The sequence below is a fragment of the Actinopolymorpha sp. B11F2 genome, assembly GCF_040195635.1.
Lineage (GTDB): Bacteria > Actinomycetota > Actinomycetes > Propionibacteriales > Actinopolymorphaceae > Thermasporomyces.
Map to the genome: position 1 here is coordinate 279,753 of NZ_JBEFTX010000003.1, position 14,821 is coordinate 294,573.

At 66.0% G+C, this 14,821-nt stretch carries 9 protein-coding genes; 3 read left to right on the forward strand and 6 right to left on the reverse strand.

The annotated features are described in order from the left end of the window. Positions 1-15: 15 nt before the first annotated feature. The 5 genes from ABN034_RS07770 to ABN034_RS07790 all read right to left on the reverse strand — a co-directional run bounded on the left by ABN034_RS07770 (position 16) and on the right by ABN034_RS07790 (position 7,027). The gene (locus tag ABN034_RS07770) at positions 16-747 is read right to left on the reverse strand and encodes a methyltransferase (protein ID WP_349690305.1); all 732 of its coding nucleotides are present in this window, start codon (positions 745-747) and stop codon (positions 16-18) included. A 247-nt stretch (positions 748-994) separates the two neighbouring features. Then, on the reverse strand, positions 995-1,729 hold the full coding sequence (locus ABN034_RS07775; protein WP_349690306.1) for a maleylpyruvate isomerase family mycothiol-dependent enzyme: 735 nt from the start codon (positions 1,727-1,729) through the stop codon (positions 995-997). 180 nt (positions 1,730-1,909) lie between these two features. After that, positions 1,910-2,815 carry an aminoglycoside phosphotransferase family protein gene (locus tag ABN034_RS07780; RefSeq protein ID WP_349690307.1) on the reverse strand — a complete coding sequence of 302 codons (906 nt, stop codon included), beginning with the start codon at positions 2,813-2,815 and terminating at the stop codon, positions 1,910-1,912. A gap of 55 nt (positions 2,816-2,870) precedes the next feature. After that, the gene (locus tag ABN034_RS07785) at positions 2,871-4,970 is read right to left on the reverse strand and encodes an alpha-amylase family protein (RefSeq protein WP_349690308.1); all 2,100 of its coding nucleotides are present in this window, start codon (positions 4,968-4,970) and stop codon (positions 2,871-2,873) included. Positions 4,971-5,008: 38 nt separating this feature from the next. Beyond that, complete coding sequence (locus tag ABN034_RS07790; protein WP_349690309.1) at positions 5,009-7,027, reverse strand: ABC transporter substrate-binding protein; 2,019 nt, start codon at positions 7,025-7,027, stop codon at positions 5,009-5,011. A 223-nt stretch (positions 7,028-7,250) separates the two neighbouring features. On the opposite strand from ABN034_RS07790, the gene ABN034_RS07795 reads away from it, so the two are divergent. Together ABN034_RS07795 and ABN034_RS07800 are read left to right on the forward strand one after the other, a co-directional pair. Continuing rightward, positions 7,251-7,925, forward strand: coding sequence for a GntR family transcriptional regulator (locus tag ABN034_RS07795; RefSeq protein WP_349690310.1), 675 nt, complete (start codon positions 7,251-7,253; stop codon positions 7,923-7,925). A 29-nt stretch (positions 7,926-7,954) separates the two neighbouring features. After that, the gene (locus ABN034_RS07800; RefSeq protein WP_349690311.1) at positions 7,955-8,890 is read left to right on the forward strand and encodes a lipid kinase; all 936 of its coding nucleotides are present in this window, start codon (positions 7,955-7,957) and stop codon (positions 8,888-8,890) included. Positions 8,891-8,896: 6 nt separating this feature from the next. On the opposite strand, the gene ABN034_RS07805 is transcribed toward ABN034_RS07800, so the two are convergent. Then, positions 8,897-9,070, reverse strand: a complete 174-nt coding sequence (locus ABN034_RS07805) for a hypothetical protein (RefSeq protein WP_349690312.1) — start codon at positions 9,068-9,070, stop codon at positions 8,897-8,899. Positions 9,071-9,862: 792 nt separating this feature from the next. On the opposite strand from ABN034_RS07805, the gene ABN034_RS07810 reads away from it, so the two are divergent. Continuing rightward, positions 9,863-14,818, forward strand: a complete 4,956-nt coding sequence (locus ABN034_RS07810; RefSeq protein ID WP_349690313.1) for a HAMP domain-containing protein — start codon at positions 9,863-9,865, stop codon at positions 14,816-14,818. Positions 14,819-14,821 lie beyond the last annotated feature (3 nt).

Here is a 14,821-nt window from a genome sequence, read left to right on the forward strand (position 1 = left end):
GCAGCCTCAACGCGGTCAGGTGCACGCCTCGAGAACCACGTGGTTCTTGCCGGGGTGGTCGATGACTCCAAGGCCAGCAGACTCGAAATGACGCGCATATCGCCTCGCGATACTCGCGTGTATGACCGCGAAGACCTTGCCGAACTCCGCGCGTTTCACCAAGCCGGCCATGAGCTGCGCCGACTCGGACGCATTGACGTGGGTCGGGACGTTACAGACCGTGAGTGGAGTCATCGGTACGCGGAGTGGATCGGGATCGCAAACCAATTCGAGCGGCACGTTGAGATCGGCGGCATTCTGCCTCGCCAGCCACATCGCCAGGCAGTCGACCTCCGTGCCCACCGCGGACTTTGCTACGGAGTTCAGCACGAGGCCAATTGCCAGCGGCCCGTATCCGGTACCTATGTCTGCCACGACGTCGACGGCCCGATAGTTGAGGGCGACTTCGAGCAGGAGTGCGGTTCCCTCGTCTACCTGGTGTGGAGAGAAGACCCCATAGTCCGCACGCAGTCTCGCCTCATGGGCCCCGAGGTGAGCGATGAAGGTTGCTGGTTCTGGAAGCGACTGCGCGTTGGGGGGCGTACCTCTCAGACACATCAGCCGACCCTGGCGCTCCGTCTCGAGGTTCCAGCCGATTCCTTCCAGAAGACGCTTCACGGCGTTGGGTCCTTGCCGCTTGTCGAGGTACCAGGAGATCTCTGCGTTCGGCTGGGCGAGGCGCGTGGCAAGCCAGGCGAGGAGCGGCACCAAACTCCGTGGCCGGTACGAAGGAAGGTGAACGTCGACGCGCGGCGCCAAGGGCGGATTCTCCTCAGGGAGCACGTCATGGAGCCCGCGGACCTCTGAGGTGTATGGCGCTGCCGCGGCCAGGTCGCTGGCAGTGAATCCGACAAACCCGTCCTCGCGGTCCACCGTCTCGGGTAAGCCGATATGCCAACAACGAACTGAAGCGCGACTCAAAGGGGACCTCCAATCTGAGCCTTGAACGGTAGCCCTAGTCCGTGGAGCTCAGCGCGCGAAGCTCCGCTACCCGGTCGGGGTGCTCGGTGGGCAGGTCGAGGCGTCCGTAGAGCCAGAGCAGTAGGTCGGTCGTCGTGCCGGTGACGGTCGCCGGACCGGCCGCGCCCGGCGCCCAGAGCAGGGCGGCGCGGGCGTCGGCCTGGGAGATCGTCCACGACGATCCGGCGTCGGTCGCGGTGAGGACGACCGGGCCGGAGAGGGATCGACCCAGCCGCCTAACGTCGTCCTGGTCTGCAAGAGAACAGGTGAGGAACTCCTCGACCGCGTCGGCCGCCACCTCGGTCCGCATCGTCCATGCCGCACCGGCGGCGTGCGCGGCGTCCCAGTGGTGCACCGCGGTTTCCTGAACCTGGTGCCTGGTGATGAACCCGATGTCGCGGCGGTCCGGGAACCAGGTCCAGACGGGCGCCGCCTGGTCCGCGTCACGGAGTACGTCGACGAGTTCGGCAGCGCCGCGCTCGAATGTGGCGACGAGATCGTCCCGGTCCGGACGCTGCGGGCGACGGGAATCCTCGGGTGGCGCCGCCAGGCGGTCGGCGGCGATCGTACGCCAGAACCAGTGCACCTCGGTCAGGTGCCGGACCAGTGAGGCGACGTCCCAGTCTGGGCACTGCTCGACCCGGGCGTCCAGGTTGCCCCGGACCGCGTTGGCGAAGCCGTGGGAGTGGTGGGTGATCGCGGTGACGCACGCGTCTGTGGAGAGGCTCATGGCACGCACCTTAGGCAGCGACCCGGACATCGGCGCAGCTGGCGGTGGTCTGCCCCGGGTCAGGTGCCGGCAACAATGTGACATCGGGAAGCGACGTTTCGTCGGATAGCGACGTCTTCCGATGCAGGCAACGATCGCAGGTCCGGCCTGGCGCCACGGTCACCTGCTCCGAGCTGGGGTTCATGCCAAGAGTGTCGCGACCCGTTCGGCGATTTGGACAGTCCCGGGTCGTGCGGGACGGGGAGCCGTGCGCTTCCAGCAGGCGTGGAGCAGGGCGCGAGCCTGCGTCCAACGGACCACGCGGTCTCGGTCGAGTTCGGCAGCTTCGGCGAAGATCGCCAACCGGCGACGGAGATTGGCGCAGAGATCGTCGGCGGCCAGCTGACGCTGAAAGCCGCCGATCGCCACGCTCACCGCCTCGTTCGCCGGGTCCCCCGCAAACCCCTTGGGATCGATGGCGAGCCAGGGTTCGCGTGTCGCTCGTACGACGTTCTTGTAGTGCAGGTCTCCGTGGACGAGCGTGTCCGGTTGCTCGCGACCGAGCTCCCGGATGGTGCCAAGTGCCGCATCGACGACCTGGCGCGGCACGTTGTCGGAGAGTGCCTCGTAAGCATCGAGGAGCTGGCGCTCCTGCGCCTCCGCGTGTTCGCTGAGCCGTGGAACGTCCGGTGGGGCCGGGATCGCGAGCCGGTGGGTAAGGCGTCCGCACACGGCTGCGGCCTCGTCGTCATCGTCGAGATCGACCAAGGTGCTGTGCTCGACCCGCTCGAGAAGCATGGCGAATCGCGCATCGTCACGCTCGAACAGCAACACCGCCCCACGGCCCGACCACAAGGCGAAGGCCGTCGGCTCGTGGACGTTGCCGGGGTGGGGAAAGGAGACCTTCAGGACCGCGGGAGAGCCGTCGCGACGCTGCACAGGTACGACGATCCCGACCCTGCCGTGCATCACCGGTCCTGTAGGGGTACAGGTCCAACGCCCGAGGAGCTCCTTGACGAGGCTGGGCAGCGAGGCGATCCATCGCGCACCTTCCACACCTTCGCGATCGGTGATCTCGCGTGCGAACTCAGGAGGCACATCGATCATCGAGGCAGCCTAATGGCTTCGACACCAGCGTCCCGCCGCGACGAGACCTTCCTTGTCATGCGAGGTCGAGGGCGACCACCTCGTGGTCGGTGATGCCCGCGACCGTCACCTCGGCAACGCCGTCGGACACCTGCACCTGCGCGGATGTGTCCGCCCGCAACAGGTGTGCCCGGCCGACCCGAGCCCCATCGGGCAGGACCACCCGTACCCGCTGCTCCCCGAGAGGAATCAGTTCGCGGAACGCCCCTCGCATCAGCATCGGGTTGGTGAGGTTGACGAGGTGGACTGTCAGCGATGTGGGCTGCCGCCAGACGGTGACGTCGACGATGCCCTGACCCGAGACCGTGACCGGGTGTTCCTCGCGCGTCGCCCATGCGACCGCGTTGCGCAGGAGCCGGCCATGGTCGGGATCCAGCACCTCCCAGAACGTCCGGTCGATGTCCCAGGGGAAGTAGACGACCCGCCCGGCCCCGACCTCGCGAAGAACGACCGAACGCTCCCCAGCATCGGACTCAGACTGGGTTTCGCGAGGATAGACCTCTTCCATGGGCAGGTCGGGGTGGGACGGGACGAACGTCAACGGACGCGGCGACGACTCGTCCAGTACCTCCACAGGCACCCGACCGACCCCATGGATGATGCGCGATGCGTCGTCGAGTCCCTCGAGAAGTGCGTGCCGCCGGCCGGTACGCGGATCCTCCCGCAGCCGGATGTAGGCGTTCCTGATGCCCGTCTCGGTGTCCCTGGCCGGGGCGACGCCGAACAGATCCTCCAAGCCGAAGCGGGTACGCCGAACACCCCATTCGTCGTACAGCGAGGTCTCGTGCGTGGCGACCACACTGCCTCCACGGGCGACGAACTTGCGGATCTGGTCGCACTGGGCGTCCGAGAGGGCAGCGATGTTGGGAAGGACGATCGTCGAGAAGCTGTCGAGCACGTCGGGAGTCAGCATCCCGTCGTGCACCATCTCGAACGGAATTCTCCCTTCGAGCAGGGCTTGGTAGACGCCGGAAATGTGATCCTCGACCTTGAGGCCTGCCGCCCCACCACCGTAGAACTTCGCGGTCTGCTGCGAGTAAACGACAGCCACCCGGGCAAGAGGCACCTGATCGCGGAAATAGCGTTCCCATCTGTGGTGCCACCGGTAGAGGTCCTCGACCACCTTCAGCCAGCGGCCGTCGTGTACCACGCCGGCGAACTTCGTGAACCACGGGCGCATGCCGTTGGCGACGCTCTCCGCCACCCAGATGCGGATCTCGTCGCCGCTCTGTGTCGAGTCCTTCCAACGGTGGGTACCTTCCAGGCCGACACTGAAGATCCCGCCGATCGGCTTGTCCCTCATGGTGGCGCGGTATTCCTTGGCGTTCTTTCCAGCCGCCCAGGCTGTGACGATGCCGGAACGCCCTTGTTTGTCTGCGAAGGCAGTGTCGGCGACCCGGGCGAACTCGCTCATGTCGAGGTCGCTCAGGGCGCCGCCCCCAGAATTGGGAATGAACCGCGCATCGGGATTCGCCGCACGGATCGCGGTGTCCCACTGCCGGCACAGCGCAAAGAGGCGTTGCTGCCGCCAGACGATGTAGGCCCTGCGCGCAGGATCCTGCGGATCATCCGTCCGGGGAAGATCCATTCCAGCCGTATCTCGGAAGTTGCGCTGGCAGTGCTCGCAGTAACACATGCCAGATCCGGTCCACCGGTTGCTGAAAATGCCGTCGACGTCGTAACGAGCCATGATCTCGGCATTCACGTCAGGCATGTACGCGAAGTTGTACGGCCCCAGCGCGCAGGTCACCCACGCGTCGGGCGTCGACCAGTGGCGGCGCTTGTCACCGTCGGCGTCGACGGCGATCCAGTCCGGGTGTGCGTCGAGGACCGGCTGATGCACCGCGTGCGGGTCGGTACGCGCGAGCACGGCCATTCCCCTGGCCCTGCAGCCCGCGACGAGTTCGCCGAACGGGTCTCCACCGTTCATCCACCGGCTGCGATGGTGCAGCGGAACGTCGGTCGGGTAGTAGGCGACGTATCCGCCCGCGCTCAGGCAGACAGCGTCACACTTGGTGCGTTCGAAGTAGTCGAGCCAGAAGTCGACGTCGTACTTCACCGGGTCGTCTTCGACAAGCGTGAGCTGTCCCCACCGCATCACCTGATCGAACCACATCCGACGGTTCCCTTCTCCCGCTCCGGGCGAGGGCTGCCTCATGTGCTGATGAAGAACTGTTCGGGGTTGCACGGTGCGGGGTTCGGATAGATGTAGGAGGCCGGCATGTGCTTCGGAACGTTGTGGAAGTTGTTGCGGACGACGCCGTAGCCATCTCCTGGAATGCTGATGCCGATGACGTAGAACTCGTCCGCGGCGATCTCGAGGATCTGCTTCATGAGAGCCTTGCGTGTCTCCGCGTCGGCGGCGAGCTTCAACTGGTCGTACAGCTGCATCTGCTTTCGGGCGGCGGCCGGTGGACGTTCGACGCCCGCGCTCGCCTCGTCGCCGGAAAGGCCCTGGTACCACGCCTGCCAGGCTGAGCACCACATCGAGTTTCCGTCGAAGGGGAAGAAGTACCTCGGGTCGAGGATCACCGCCTCGCCGCTTCCGCCACCGAAGCGGTGAATGGTGGCGTCGAAGTCGGCGTTCGTCCTGACCCGCTCCTCCCACAGCGAGCGGTCCATGGCCGTGATGTTGACGCTGATGCCGACGGCCTCCCACTGGGCCTTGATGAGCTGTGCCATGTCGACGAATACCGGCCGGCCGTTGTCGATGTCGAAACCGATGGTGATGCGCTTGCCGTCGGGACCCAACCTGAACTTGCCGTCACGCTCGGTGTAGCCGGCCTTGTCGAGGAGCTCGTTGGCCTTGTCGACGTCGTACTCGGTGTACTGCGTGGCGAGCTGTTCGTTGTAGTGCTCCGAGTCCGGCAGCGGTGCCGCCTGCCAGGGCTTTCCCTGCCGCAGCAGCACGATGTCGATGATCTCCTCGCGGTTGAGGGCGTGGGAGAGTCCGATGCGGACGTCCTTGTTCTGGAAGAACTCCCGCATGGCCGGGACCTTGTGGTTCAGGTTGAGTTGGATCACACCGGCGTTGGGTTCGGCGAAGGTTGTGGTGTAGAAGTCGTACCCGCCCTCCTTCCGCCCGCGGGCGATCACCGGCTTGTTCTCCGGGACGGCGAAGAACTGGTCCTCCATATCGATCTCGCCGTTGACCACCATGAGGGTCAAGGTGTTGGTGCTGTCGCCCTGCATGACCCGATAGTCCAGCTTGTCGATGTACGGCAGCTGCCTGCCCCTGGGGTCGACCTTCCAGTAGTACGGGTTGCGCTCCGCGATCGCGCGACCGGATCCGCCACTGGGAGGCTCGCTGAACGTCCAGGGATGCAGCAGCGGCTGACTCTTCACGGCATAGCGCACGCTGTCGTCGTCGATCCCGCCCATGTTCTGGAACAGCTGCACCCAGTCTGACTGGTTGTGCTCCTTGACGAGGTCGTCGACGGTGTCGTTGTACTTCGGGTGGAACTCGCTGAGGTAGTGCTTGGCATATCTCACCGGCGCGTCGCCGCCGGGCTGGGCAAGTTTCTGGAGGAAGAGCCCATGAGCCTTGGGGAACTCGAACACGACGGTGTGGTCGTCCACCTTCTTCACGCTGCCGAGCTCACCCTCGATGAGCATCCAGCTCGGCGGCACCGGCGTGAGTTCCTTGTTGAGAACGACATCCTCGTACCAGAACAACACGTCGTCGGCGGTGAACGGCTTCCCATCCGCCCACCGCATGCCGTCGCGGAGCTTGAACGTGTACGACGTGCCGCCTCCGCCGATCTCGAAGGACTCGGCCACGTTGGGAATGGGAAGAGGCTTCCAGTCAGGCGTCCAGCGCACCAGGCCCTCGTATCCCTGGAACCGGTTCAGCTGGGAGAAGGAGCCGGAGCCGCCGGTGAGGCCCATGTGCCAGGAGCCGCCGTACGTACCAAGTCGGTCGACCGGCTCGACCACCATCGGGCTCGTGGGGAGGCGTTCCGCAAGGGGTGGGAGATCGCCACTCTTGACCAGACTGGCGAGGCTCGGCGCCTCCTTGTCCTTCAGTTGCGCGCCGCCGCCACCTTTCTGCTGGGGCTTGGTGGAGAGCGCGTCGCATGCCGGGAGGGAGGTCAGCGCGAGGACTCCCAGCGCACCCGCTTCGACGAGACGGCGCCGGCTGAGACGGTGGCAGGCGATGTTCTTCTCGCTCACGACGTGACTCCTGACTCTCCGACACGGCCGGTCGACATGAGCCGGCCGTCGCCGGAAGGGGGTGAACGCTACCGATAGTTTGGGCCCCGTATCGCCACGGAACGTACTGTCCGTACACTTGTCTGTCAAGTACGCAGGGCAGACACCGCGGAACCCTAGAGCACGCCGGGTAGGTGGCGCGCTGTCGCTGCCGGAACTGGCCCGGAAGAGTCCAGGAGGGCGCATGAAGGAGACACTCCGGACCGTGACGGTGGTCGACGCCGTCTGCGACGCGATTCGGGAACGCATCCTGACCGGAGAGCTGGGTCCGGAGGAGGTGCTCTACGAGCAGGCCACTGCCGAGCTCTACGGCGTCGCGCGCCCCACGGCCAAGGCCGCGATCGACCGACTGGTGAACACCGGTCTGCTCCGCCGGTCGGCCAACAAGTCGGCACGTGTTCCGCGGCTCACCGAGTCCGACGTTCACGATCTCTACTTCAGCCGTCTCGTCATCGAGAGCATGGCGGTCTCCCACCTCGCGTCCGAGGGCCTGCGGCCGGAGAAGGCCAGGAAGGCACTGCGTGAGTTCGACCTGGCCGTGAAGGAAGGGTCGGTCGAGGGGATCATTCGTTCCGACATTGCATTCCACTACGCCTTCGTCGAACAGCTCGACAGTCCACGGGTGCTGCGCATGTACGACTCGATCATCGGCGAGGCACACCTGTGCATGGTCGTGAAACAGACGCACCAGCTGCTCGGTCCGAAGGCGATCGCCAAGGAACACAGGGAGATCTACGACGCGGTCGTGGCCGGCGATGCGCAGGTGGCTCAGGCGAAGCTGTCTGCGCACCTTCACCGGTCCGAGCATGTCATCCGGTCGCATTTCCGGGAAAGTGCGAACCCCACGTCGGCGTCGTGACTCGTTGCTCGACCATCTAACCTGGTCGAATGGTGGCTGGCCGGCGGATCACCCGCGCTGCACTCGTGGTCAACGCGAGCTCACGCACGGGTACGGAGGCGTTTGAATTCGCCCGGCAGAAGCTGCATGACCTCCGCGTGCCGCTCGCAGAGTGCTATCAGGTCACTGATGCCGCTCGACTTCCGGAAGTCTTCGAGGACATCGTGGACCGCCATGACGTCGTCATTGTCGGCGGCGGGGACGGCACACTGAGCACTGCTGTGGATCATCTCGCTCATCGCGACGTCGCCCTCGGGGTTCTGCCTCTCGGTACGGCGAACGACTTCGCCCGAACCCTGCAGATTCCCACTGATCTCGCAGCGGCGTGCACGACGATTGCCGACGGCAAGGTGGTCGACATCGACCTCGGTCGGATCGGAGACAACTGCTTTGTCAACGTCGCGTCGGTGGGCTTGTCCGTCGGCGTCACGAAAGCACTCAGCCCCACCTTGAAGCGGCGGCTTGGGCCACTGGCGTACCCGATCGCTGCGATGCGCGCCTACCGCAAGCACGAGCCCTTCAGCGCACGGCTGGAGTTTCCGGACGGCGACCAGGACAGCATCGACCTCGACAGCCTGCTCCAGGTGGCGATTGGCAACGGCCGGCACTACGGCGGAGGGAACGTCGTGTCGCCCACGGCGGGCATCGATGATCACATCCTCGACGTGTACGCGATCCGCAAGGGCAGGTTGCGCGACCACACCAGCATCGCGAGGTTCCTACGTGACGGCACATTCGTCGAACACGAGAACGTCCTCCACCTGACCACCCGCACGGTGTTGTTGCACGCCGATCCGGAACAGCCGATCAACGTGGACGGCGAGGTGGTGACCTCGACGCCGAAGATGTTCGCCGTGGACCGCAACGCGCTCGTCGTCCTCGTACCGCAGGGTTCGACAGCCGCGCACCTCGACGCACCGCGATGAGGTGGGTCACTCGGGTTGGTCGGGCTCGGGGCGGCGGTCGGACCGCCGCCTCCCCTTGCGGTCATCGATGACGAGAAGCTTGGTGCCCTTGTTCTGCCGTCGGGTGAGGCCTTCTGAGCGGTGGTGGACATATTTCGGGTCCATGCGGAACTTCTTGATCTTCGACTTTGCCGGGCGCATCTCAGACCTGCCCACAGAGCGTGGGCAGGCCGGACCGCCGCGCGTACGTACGCACCGTCGAGGTCTCCCTGGAGTGTCAGGAGGGAACGGAATCCCTCCGGCACTGGCGAGATCTGCGCGGCAGGTTCTGCGGGACGAGGCTGAGCCGAGAGCGTCCTACAAGGAAGATCGCCTATGAGTGAAGGCGGAAGCCTGTCGGTTTGACACCACACCGGAGGGTGAGATGGACCGCCGAGGCTGTCATGAGGGAACTCTTTCCTGTGCGAGTGGACGATGACAGTGGGCGCAGGCGATACCTCGCGCCCTGCACGCGCGGACAGCGACGCAGGAAGGCGTCGTGGCGCGGATCAGGTCAGCGGCAGGAAGCCGCGGGGGAGAACGCAGAACAACCGACTCGCATGGTTTCTGGTCTCCTCTCGCACTCGTACGTGAATGAGTCGCGTCATGGTCTCAACCGGCAGATTCGAGCGTCAAGGAAATATCGGGTGGAGGCAATGCGAGACAGGGCAACACGAGACAGCGTGGAGTAGACGGGGAGGAATACGTTCACACAAAGCACCCCGCGCGCCAGGCAGGCCCCATCGGCGGCTGGGGTCCGTCCGAGATTTTGTTCAGTTGACCCGGTTTGCAGAGGCCATCGCCGCCGGATGTCCTCTGGGATCCGGGACTTTCGGCCCTGCCTGGATGAGCAGTGCGTCATGTCTGGTCTTGTTCAGTGGCGGTGACGCCTCCCCGGTGGTGTCAACGCTGCCTTGCAGGGGACTCCGACGGCGATGCGGGACAGCGGTGACGATGAGCACAACCCGACTGGGGCGGGACAGCGGCGACATCAGCGGCGTCCGCCCGAACGGGCATGAAGGGCGCGTTGAGGGGCAGGCGCTCGAGCGTCTGCTGGCAGCGATGGAAGACCTTCGCGACGGCAACTTTCGTCGTCGCGTCACGCCCACCAATGCCGATGACCACGACGAGGACATCGCCGCCAGGCTGGCCACGGTGTTCAACGAGATCGCCGAACGAAACCAGAATCTCGTCGGCGAGCTGATGAGGGTGCGGGGCGCAGCCGGTCGCGATGGCCAGACCGCTGAACGCCTGAACCTCGACGCGCAGGGTGACGGCTGGTCGGTCGCGGAGACCGCGGTCAACGACCTGATGGAGGAACTGCAGCGGCCGACCGCCGAACTCAGCCGGGTGCTTGACGCCGCGGCCGAGGGCGACCTGTCGCAGCGAATGTCGTTCCACGTCGCCGGCCAGACCGGTGACGGCGAGTTGGACGGCCTGAGTACGACGGTCAACGGCCTGCTCGACCAGCTCTCGGTCTTCGCCTCCGAGGTGACCCGCGTCGCCAGGGAAATCGGAACGGACGGCCGGCTCGGAGGTCAGGCGCAGGTGCCGGGGGTCGCGGGGACCTGGCGTGACCTGACCGACTCGGTGAACTTCATGGCGGGGAACCTGACCGCTCAGGTGCGGGACATCTCCCAGGTCGCCAAGGCAGTCGCCCGTGGTGACCTCAGCCGCAAGATCTCCGTCGAGGTCTCAGGCGAGATGCTCGAGTTGAAGAGCACGATCAACACGATGGTGGACCAGTTGTCGTCGTTCGCCGACGAGGTGACCCGGGTCGCGCGTGAGGTCGGCAGCGATGGCGCACTGGGTGGTCAGGCGCAGGTGCCGGGGGTCGCGGGGACCTGGCGCGACCTGACCGACTCGGTGAACTTCATGGCGGCGAACCTCACGTCGCAGGTCCGCAACATCGCGCAGGTGGCGACGGCGGTTGCCCGCGGCGACCTGAGTCAGAAGATCGACGTGGATGCGCGGGGCGAGATCCTGGAGTTGAAGTCCACGATCAACACGATGGTGGACCAGTTGTCGTCGTTCGCCGACGAGGTGACCCGCGTCGCCCGTGAGGTGGGCACGGACGGACGGCTGGGTGGTCAGGCCCAGGTTCCTGGTGTGGGCGGTACGTGGCGTGACCTCACCGACTCGGTGAACTTCATGGCGGCCAACCTCACCGGCCAGGTCCGCAACATCGCCCAGGTGGCGACGGCGGTTGCCCGCGGCGACCTGAGTCAGAAGATCGATGTCGACGCGCGGGGCGAGATCCTGGAGTTGAAGTCCACGATCAACACGATGGTGGACCAGTTGTCGTCGTTCGCCGACGAGGTGACCCGCGTCGCCCGTGAGGTGGGCACCGAGGGTCGGCTGGGTGGTCAGGCGCAGGTCCCGGCGGTCGGCGGTACGTGGCGTGACCTCACCGACTCGGTGAACTTCATGGCGGCCAACCTCACCTCGCAGGTCCGCAACATCGCCCAGGTGACCACCGCCGTCGCCCGCGGCGACCTGAGTCAGAAGATCGACGTCGACGCGCGGGGCGAGATCTCGGCGTTGAAGAACACGATCAACACGATGGTGGACCAGCTGTCGTCGTTCGCCGACGAGGTGACGCGGATGGCCCGCGAGGTGGGCACGGAAGGCCGCCTCGGCGGTCAGGCCCAGGTCCCGGGTGTGGGGGGTACGTGGCGTGACCTCACCGACTCGGTGAACTTCATGGCGGCCAACCTGACCGCGCAGGTGCGTTCGATCGCGCAGGTGACCACCGCGGTGGCCCAGGGGGACCTGAGTCAGAAGATCGACGTCGACGCGCGGGGCGAGATCTCGGCGTTGAAGAACACGATCAACACGATGGTCGACCAGCTGTCGGCATTCGCCGACGAGGTGACCCGCGTCGCCCGAGAAGTGGGAACGGAAGGTCGACTCGGCGGTCAGGCTCGGGTCCGCGGCGTCGCCGGTACGTGGAAGGACCTCACCGACAACGTCAACATCATGGCGGAGAACCTCACCGGCCAGGTCCGCAGCATCGCCACCGTCGCCACCGCGGTGGCCGGCGGCGACATGAGCAAGAAGATCACCGTCGAGGCGTCGGGGGAGGTTGCGGCCCTCGCCGAGACGATCAACGGGATGGTCGACACGCTTCGTGCGTTCGCCGACGAGGTAACGCGGGTAGCGCGCGAGGTGGGTACGGAAGGAATCCTTGGCGGGCAGGCGCGGGTGCCCAACGTCGCCGGCACCTGGAAGGACCTCACCGACAGTACGAACTTCATGGCGAACAACCTGACCAGCCAGGTACGCAACATCGCCCAGGTCACGACCGCCGTCGCGCAGGGGGACCTGAGCAAGAAGATCGACGTCGACGCGCGGGGCGAGATTCTCGAGCTGAAGAACACCATCAACACGATGGTCGACCAACTCTCCGCGTTCGCCTCCGAGGTGACGCGCGTCGCCCGTGAGGTCGGTACGGAAGGCAAGCTGGGCGGGCAGGCCGAGGTCGTCGGCGTCTCCGGCACCTGGCAGCGACTCACCGAGAGCGTCAACCACCTTGCCGGCAACCTCACGACCCAGGTGCGGGCGATCGCTGCCGTCGCGACCGCGGTCACCGAAGGCGACCTGACCCGGCAGATCACCGTGGACGCGTCCGGTGAAGTGGCGGAGCTCAAGGACAACATCAACCAGATGATCGCCAACCTGTCGGAGACGACGAGGACCAACCTCGAGCAGGACTGGTTGAAGACCAACCTGGCCCGGATCTCGGGGTTGATGCAGGGCCACCACGACCTGAAGGCGTTGGCCTCCCTGATCATGAGCGAGTTGGCGCCGCTGGTCTCCGCCCAGTACGGAGCGCTCTACCTGGCAAGCCAGGGGCCGAACTCCGAGGTCGTTCTGGAGCGGACGGCGAGCTACGGCGCGCCCCCTTCGGATCTCGTCGAAGGCGTCAGGGCGAGGTTCCATCTCGGTGAGTCGCTCGTCGGCCAGGCCGCGGCGGACAAGAAGACGATCCTGATGGCGGGCGCACCGGAGAACCTGAAGATCGCCTCCGGGATGGGGACGGTCAGCCCGGCCAACGTGATCCTGGTCCCGGTGCTGTTCGAGGGCCAGACCCTGGGCGTGATCGAGCTCGGGTCCGTCCGCGAGTTCACGCCTGTCCACCAGGACCTGTTGGACCAGCTGAAGGAGACCATCGGCGTCAACGTCAACACGATTGTCGCCAACTCGCGGACCGAGGCGCTGCTCGGCGAGTCCCAGCGCCTGGCGTCGGAGCTGCGCGCCCGTTCCGAACAACTCCAACAGCAGCAGGACGAACTGCAGCGTTCCAACACCGAACTCGCCGAGAAGGCCGCCCTGCTCGCGAGCCAGAACCGCGACATCGAGATCAAGAACATCGCGATCGAGCAGGCCAGCCAGGAACTCGAGGAGCGCGCCCAGCAGCTGTCGATGGCGTCGCGCTACAAGTCGGAGTTCCTCGCCAACATGTCCCATGAGCTGCGTACGCCGTTGAACAGCGCCCTCATCCTGGCGAAGCTGCTGTCGGACAACCTGGAAGGCAACCTGACACCGCAACAGATCGAGTTCGCCAAGACCATCCACGCGGCGGGGAGCGACCTGTTGCAGATGATCAACGACGTCCTGGATCTCGCCAAGGTGGAGGCCGGGCACATGGAACTCCTGCCGGTGCCGGTGCCGGTGGAGAGCCTTGTTTCCTATGTCGAGTCGCTCTACCGGCCGCTCGCGGCCGACAAGGGGCTCGACTTCTCGGTGACGGTCTCCCCGATGGTGCCGGCGAGCCTGCAGGCCGACCGCCAGCGACTCCAACAGATCCTGCGGAACCTGCTGTCCAACGCGATCAAGTTCACGCACGAGGGAAGCGTCCGGTTGTCCATTCGTACGGCCGACCCGGCCGAGGTGAGCAGCCCGTCGCTGCGGGCGGCGCCCTCGCGCATCGCCTTCGTCGTCGAGGACACCGGCATCGGCATCCCGCCTGACAAGCTCGCGCTCATCTTCGACGCGTTCCAACAGGCCGATGGGACGACGAGTCGGCAGTACGGCGGCACCGGGCTGGGTCTGTCCATCTGCCGGGAGCTGACCCGCCTGATCGGCGGAGAGCTGCAGGTCCACAGCGAGGCCGGCGCAGGCAGCACATTCACGCTCTATGTCTCGGCAGGGGAGCGGCCCGCCCGGGCGGCTCTGACGGTCGCCGAACCGGAGGCGGTTCCGGGTCCCGTGTCGAGCCGTCATGTGGCCCGTTACGCGGAGCACTCCGGAAGCGGTGAGCGCCATGCCCCGCTGGGAAGCGCTGCGACGCAAGGGTCGGATGTGGGGGACCGGGTTGAACGGTCGCGCGGCGAGGGGCCGATCGGCGACGGGCTGTCGGGTGACGGGCAGTTGGGCGACGGGCCGTCCGGCGACAGGGCTGCCGCACTGACGTCCCACGAACCGGCACTTCCTCCTGAAGTGTCCGTCATGGCGCCCGCTCCCGCCGTACCGGAGCAGGCAGTCTCACCAGAGGTACACGGACGTCCTTCCTGGCAAGACGGCGACACGGTACTCGTCGTCGACGACGACCCGCGCTATGTCTACGCGATCACCACGACGCTCGAGCAGCACGGGCTGAATGTGATCTGCGTCGACAACGGCCTGGCCGGCATCAGGGCGCTGGAACAGCATGACGACATCCGCCTGGTCCTGATGGACGTGATGATGCCCGCCCTGGACGGCAACGCCACGATGGCGACCATCAGGCGGATGCCCCGCTACCGCGACCTTCCGCTGATCGCGGTCACCGCCAAGGCGATGAAGGGTGACCGGGAGAAGAGCCTCGCCTCCGGTGCCACGGAGTACGTCGCCAAACCGGTCGACATCGAGTGGCTGCTCCAGCTGATCGCGACCTACCTTCCGACGGACACGCCGGCCCTCGAGTAGGCG

What these genes read in the sequence shown, in the direction of transcription:
- ABN034_RS07775 (WP_349690306.1), bottom strand. Translation starts at nt 1,729, where the DNA reads ATGAGCCTCTCCACAGACGCGTGCGTCACCGCGATCACCCACCACTCC.
- ABN034_RS07780 (WP_349690307.1), bottom strand. Translation starts at nt 2,815, where the DNA reads ATGATCGATGTGCCTCCTGAGTTCGCACGCGAGATCACCGATCGCGAA.
- ABN034_RS07785 (WP_349690308.1), bottom strand. Translation starts at nt 4,970, where the DNA reads ATGTGGTTCGATCAGGTGATGCGGTGGGGACAGCTCACGCTTGTCGAA.
- ABN034_RS07795 (WP_349690310.1), top strand. Translation starts at nt 7,251, where the DNA reads ATGAAGGAGACACTCCGGACCGTGACGGTGGTCGACGCCGTCTGCGAC.
- ABN034_RS07800 (WP_349690311.1), top strand. Translation starts at nt 7,955, where the DNA reads ATGGTGGCTGGCCGGCGGATCACCCGCGCTGCACTCGTGGTCAACGCG.
- ABN034_RS07805 (WP_349690312.1), bottom strand. Translation starts at nt 9,070, where the DNA reads ATGCGCCCGGCAAAGTCGAAGATCAAGAAGTTCCGCATGGACCCGAAA.
- ABN034_RS07810 (WP_349690313.1), top strand. Translation starts at nt 9,863, where the DNA reads ATGAGCACAACCCGACTGGGGCGGGACAGCGGCGACATCAGCGGCGTC.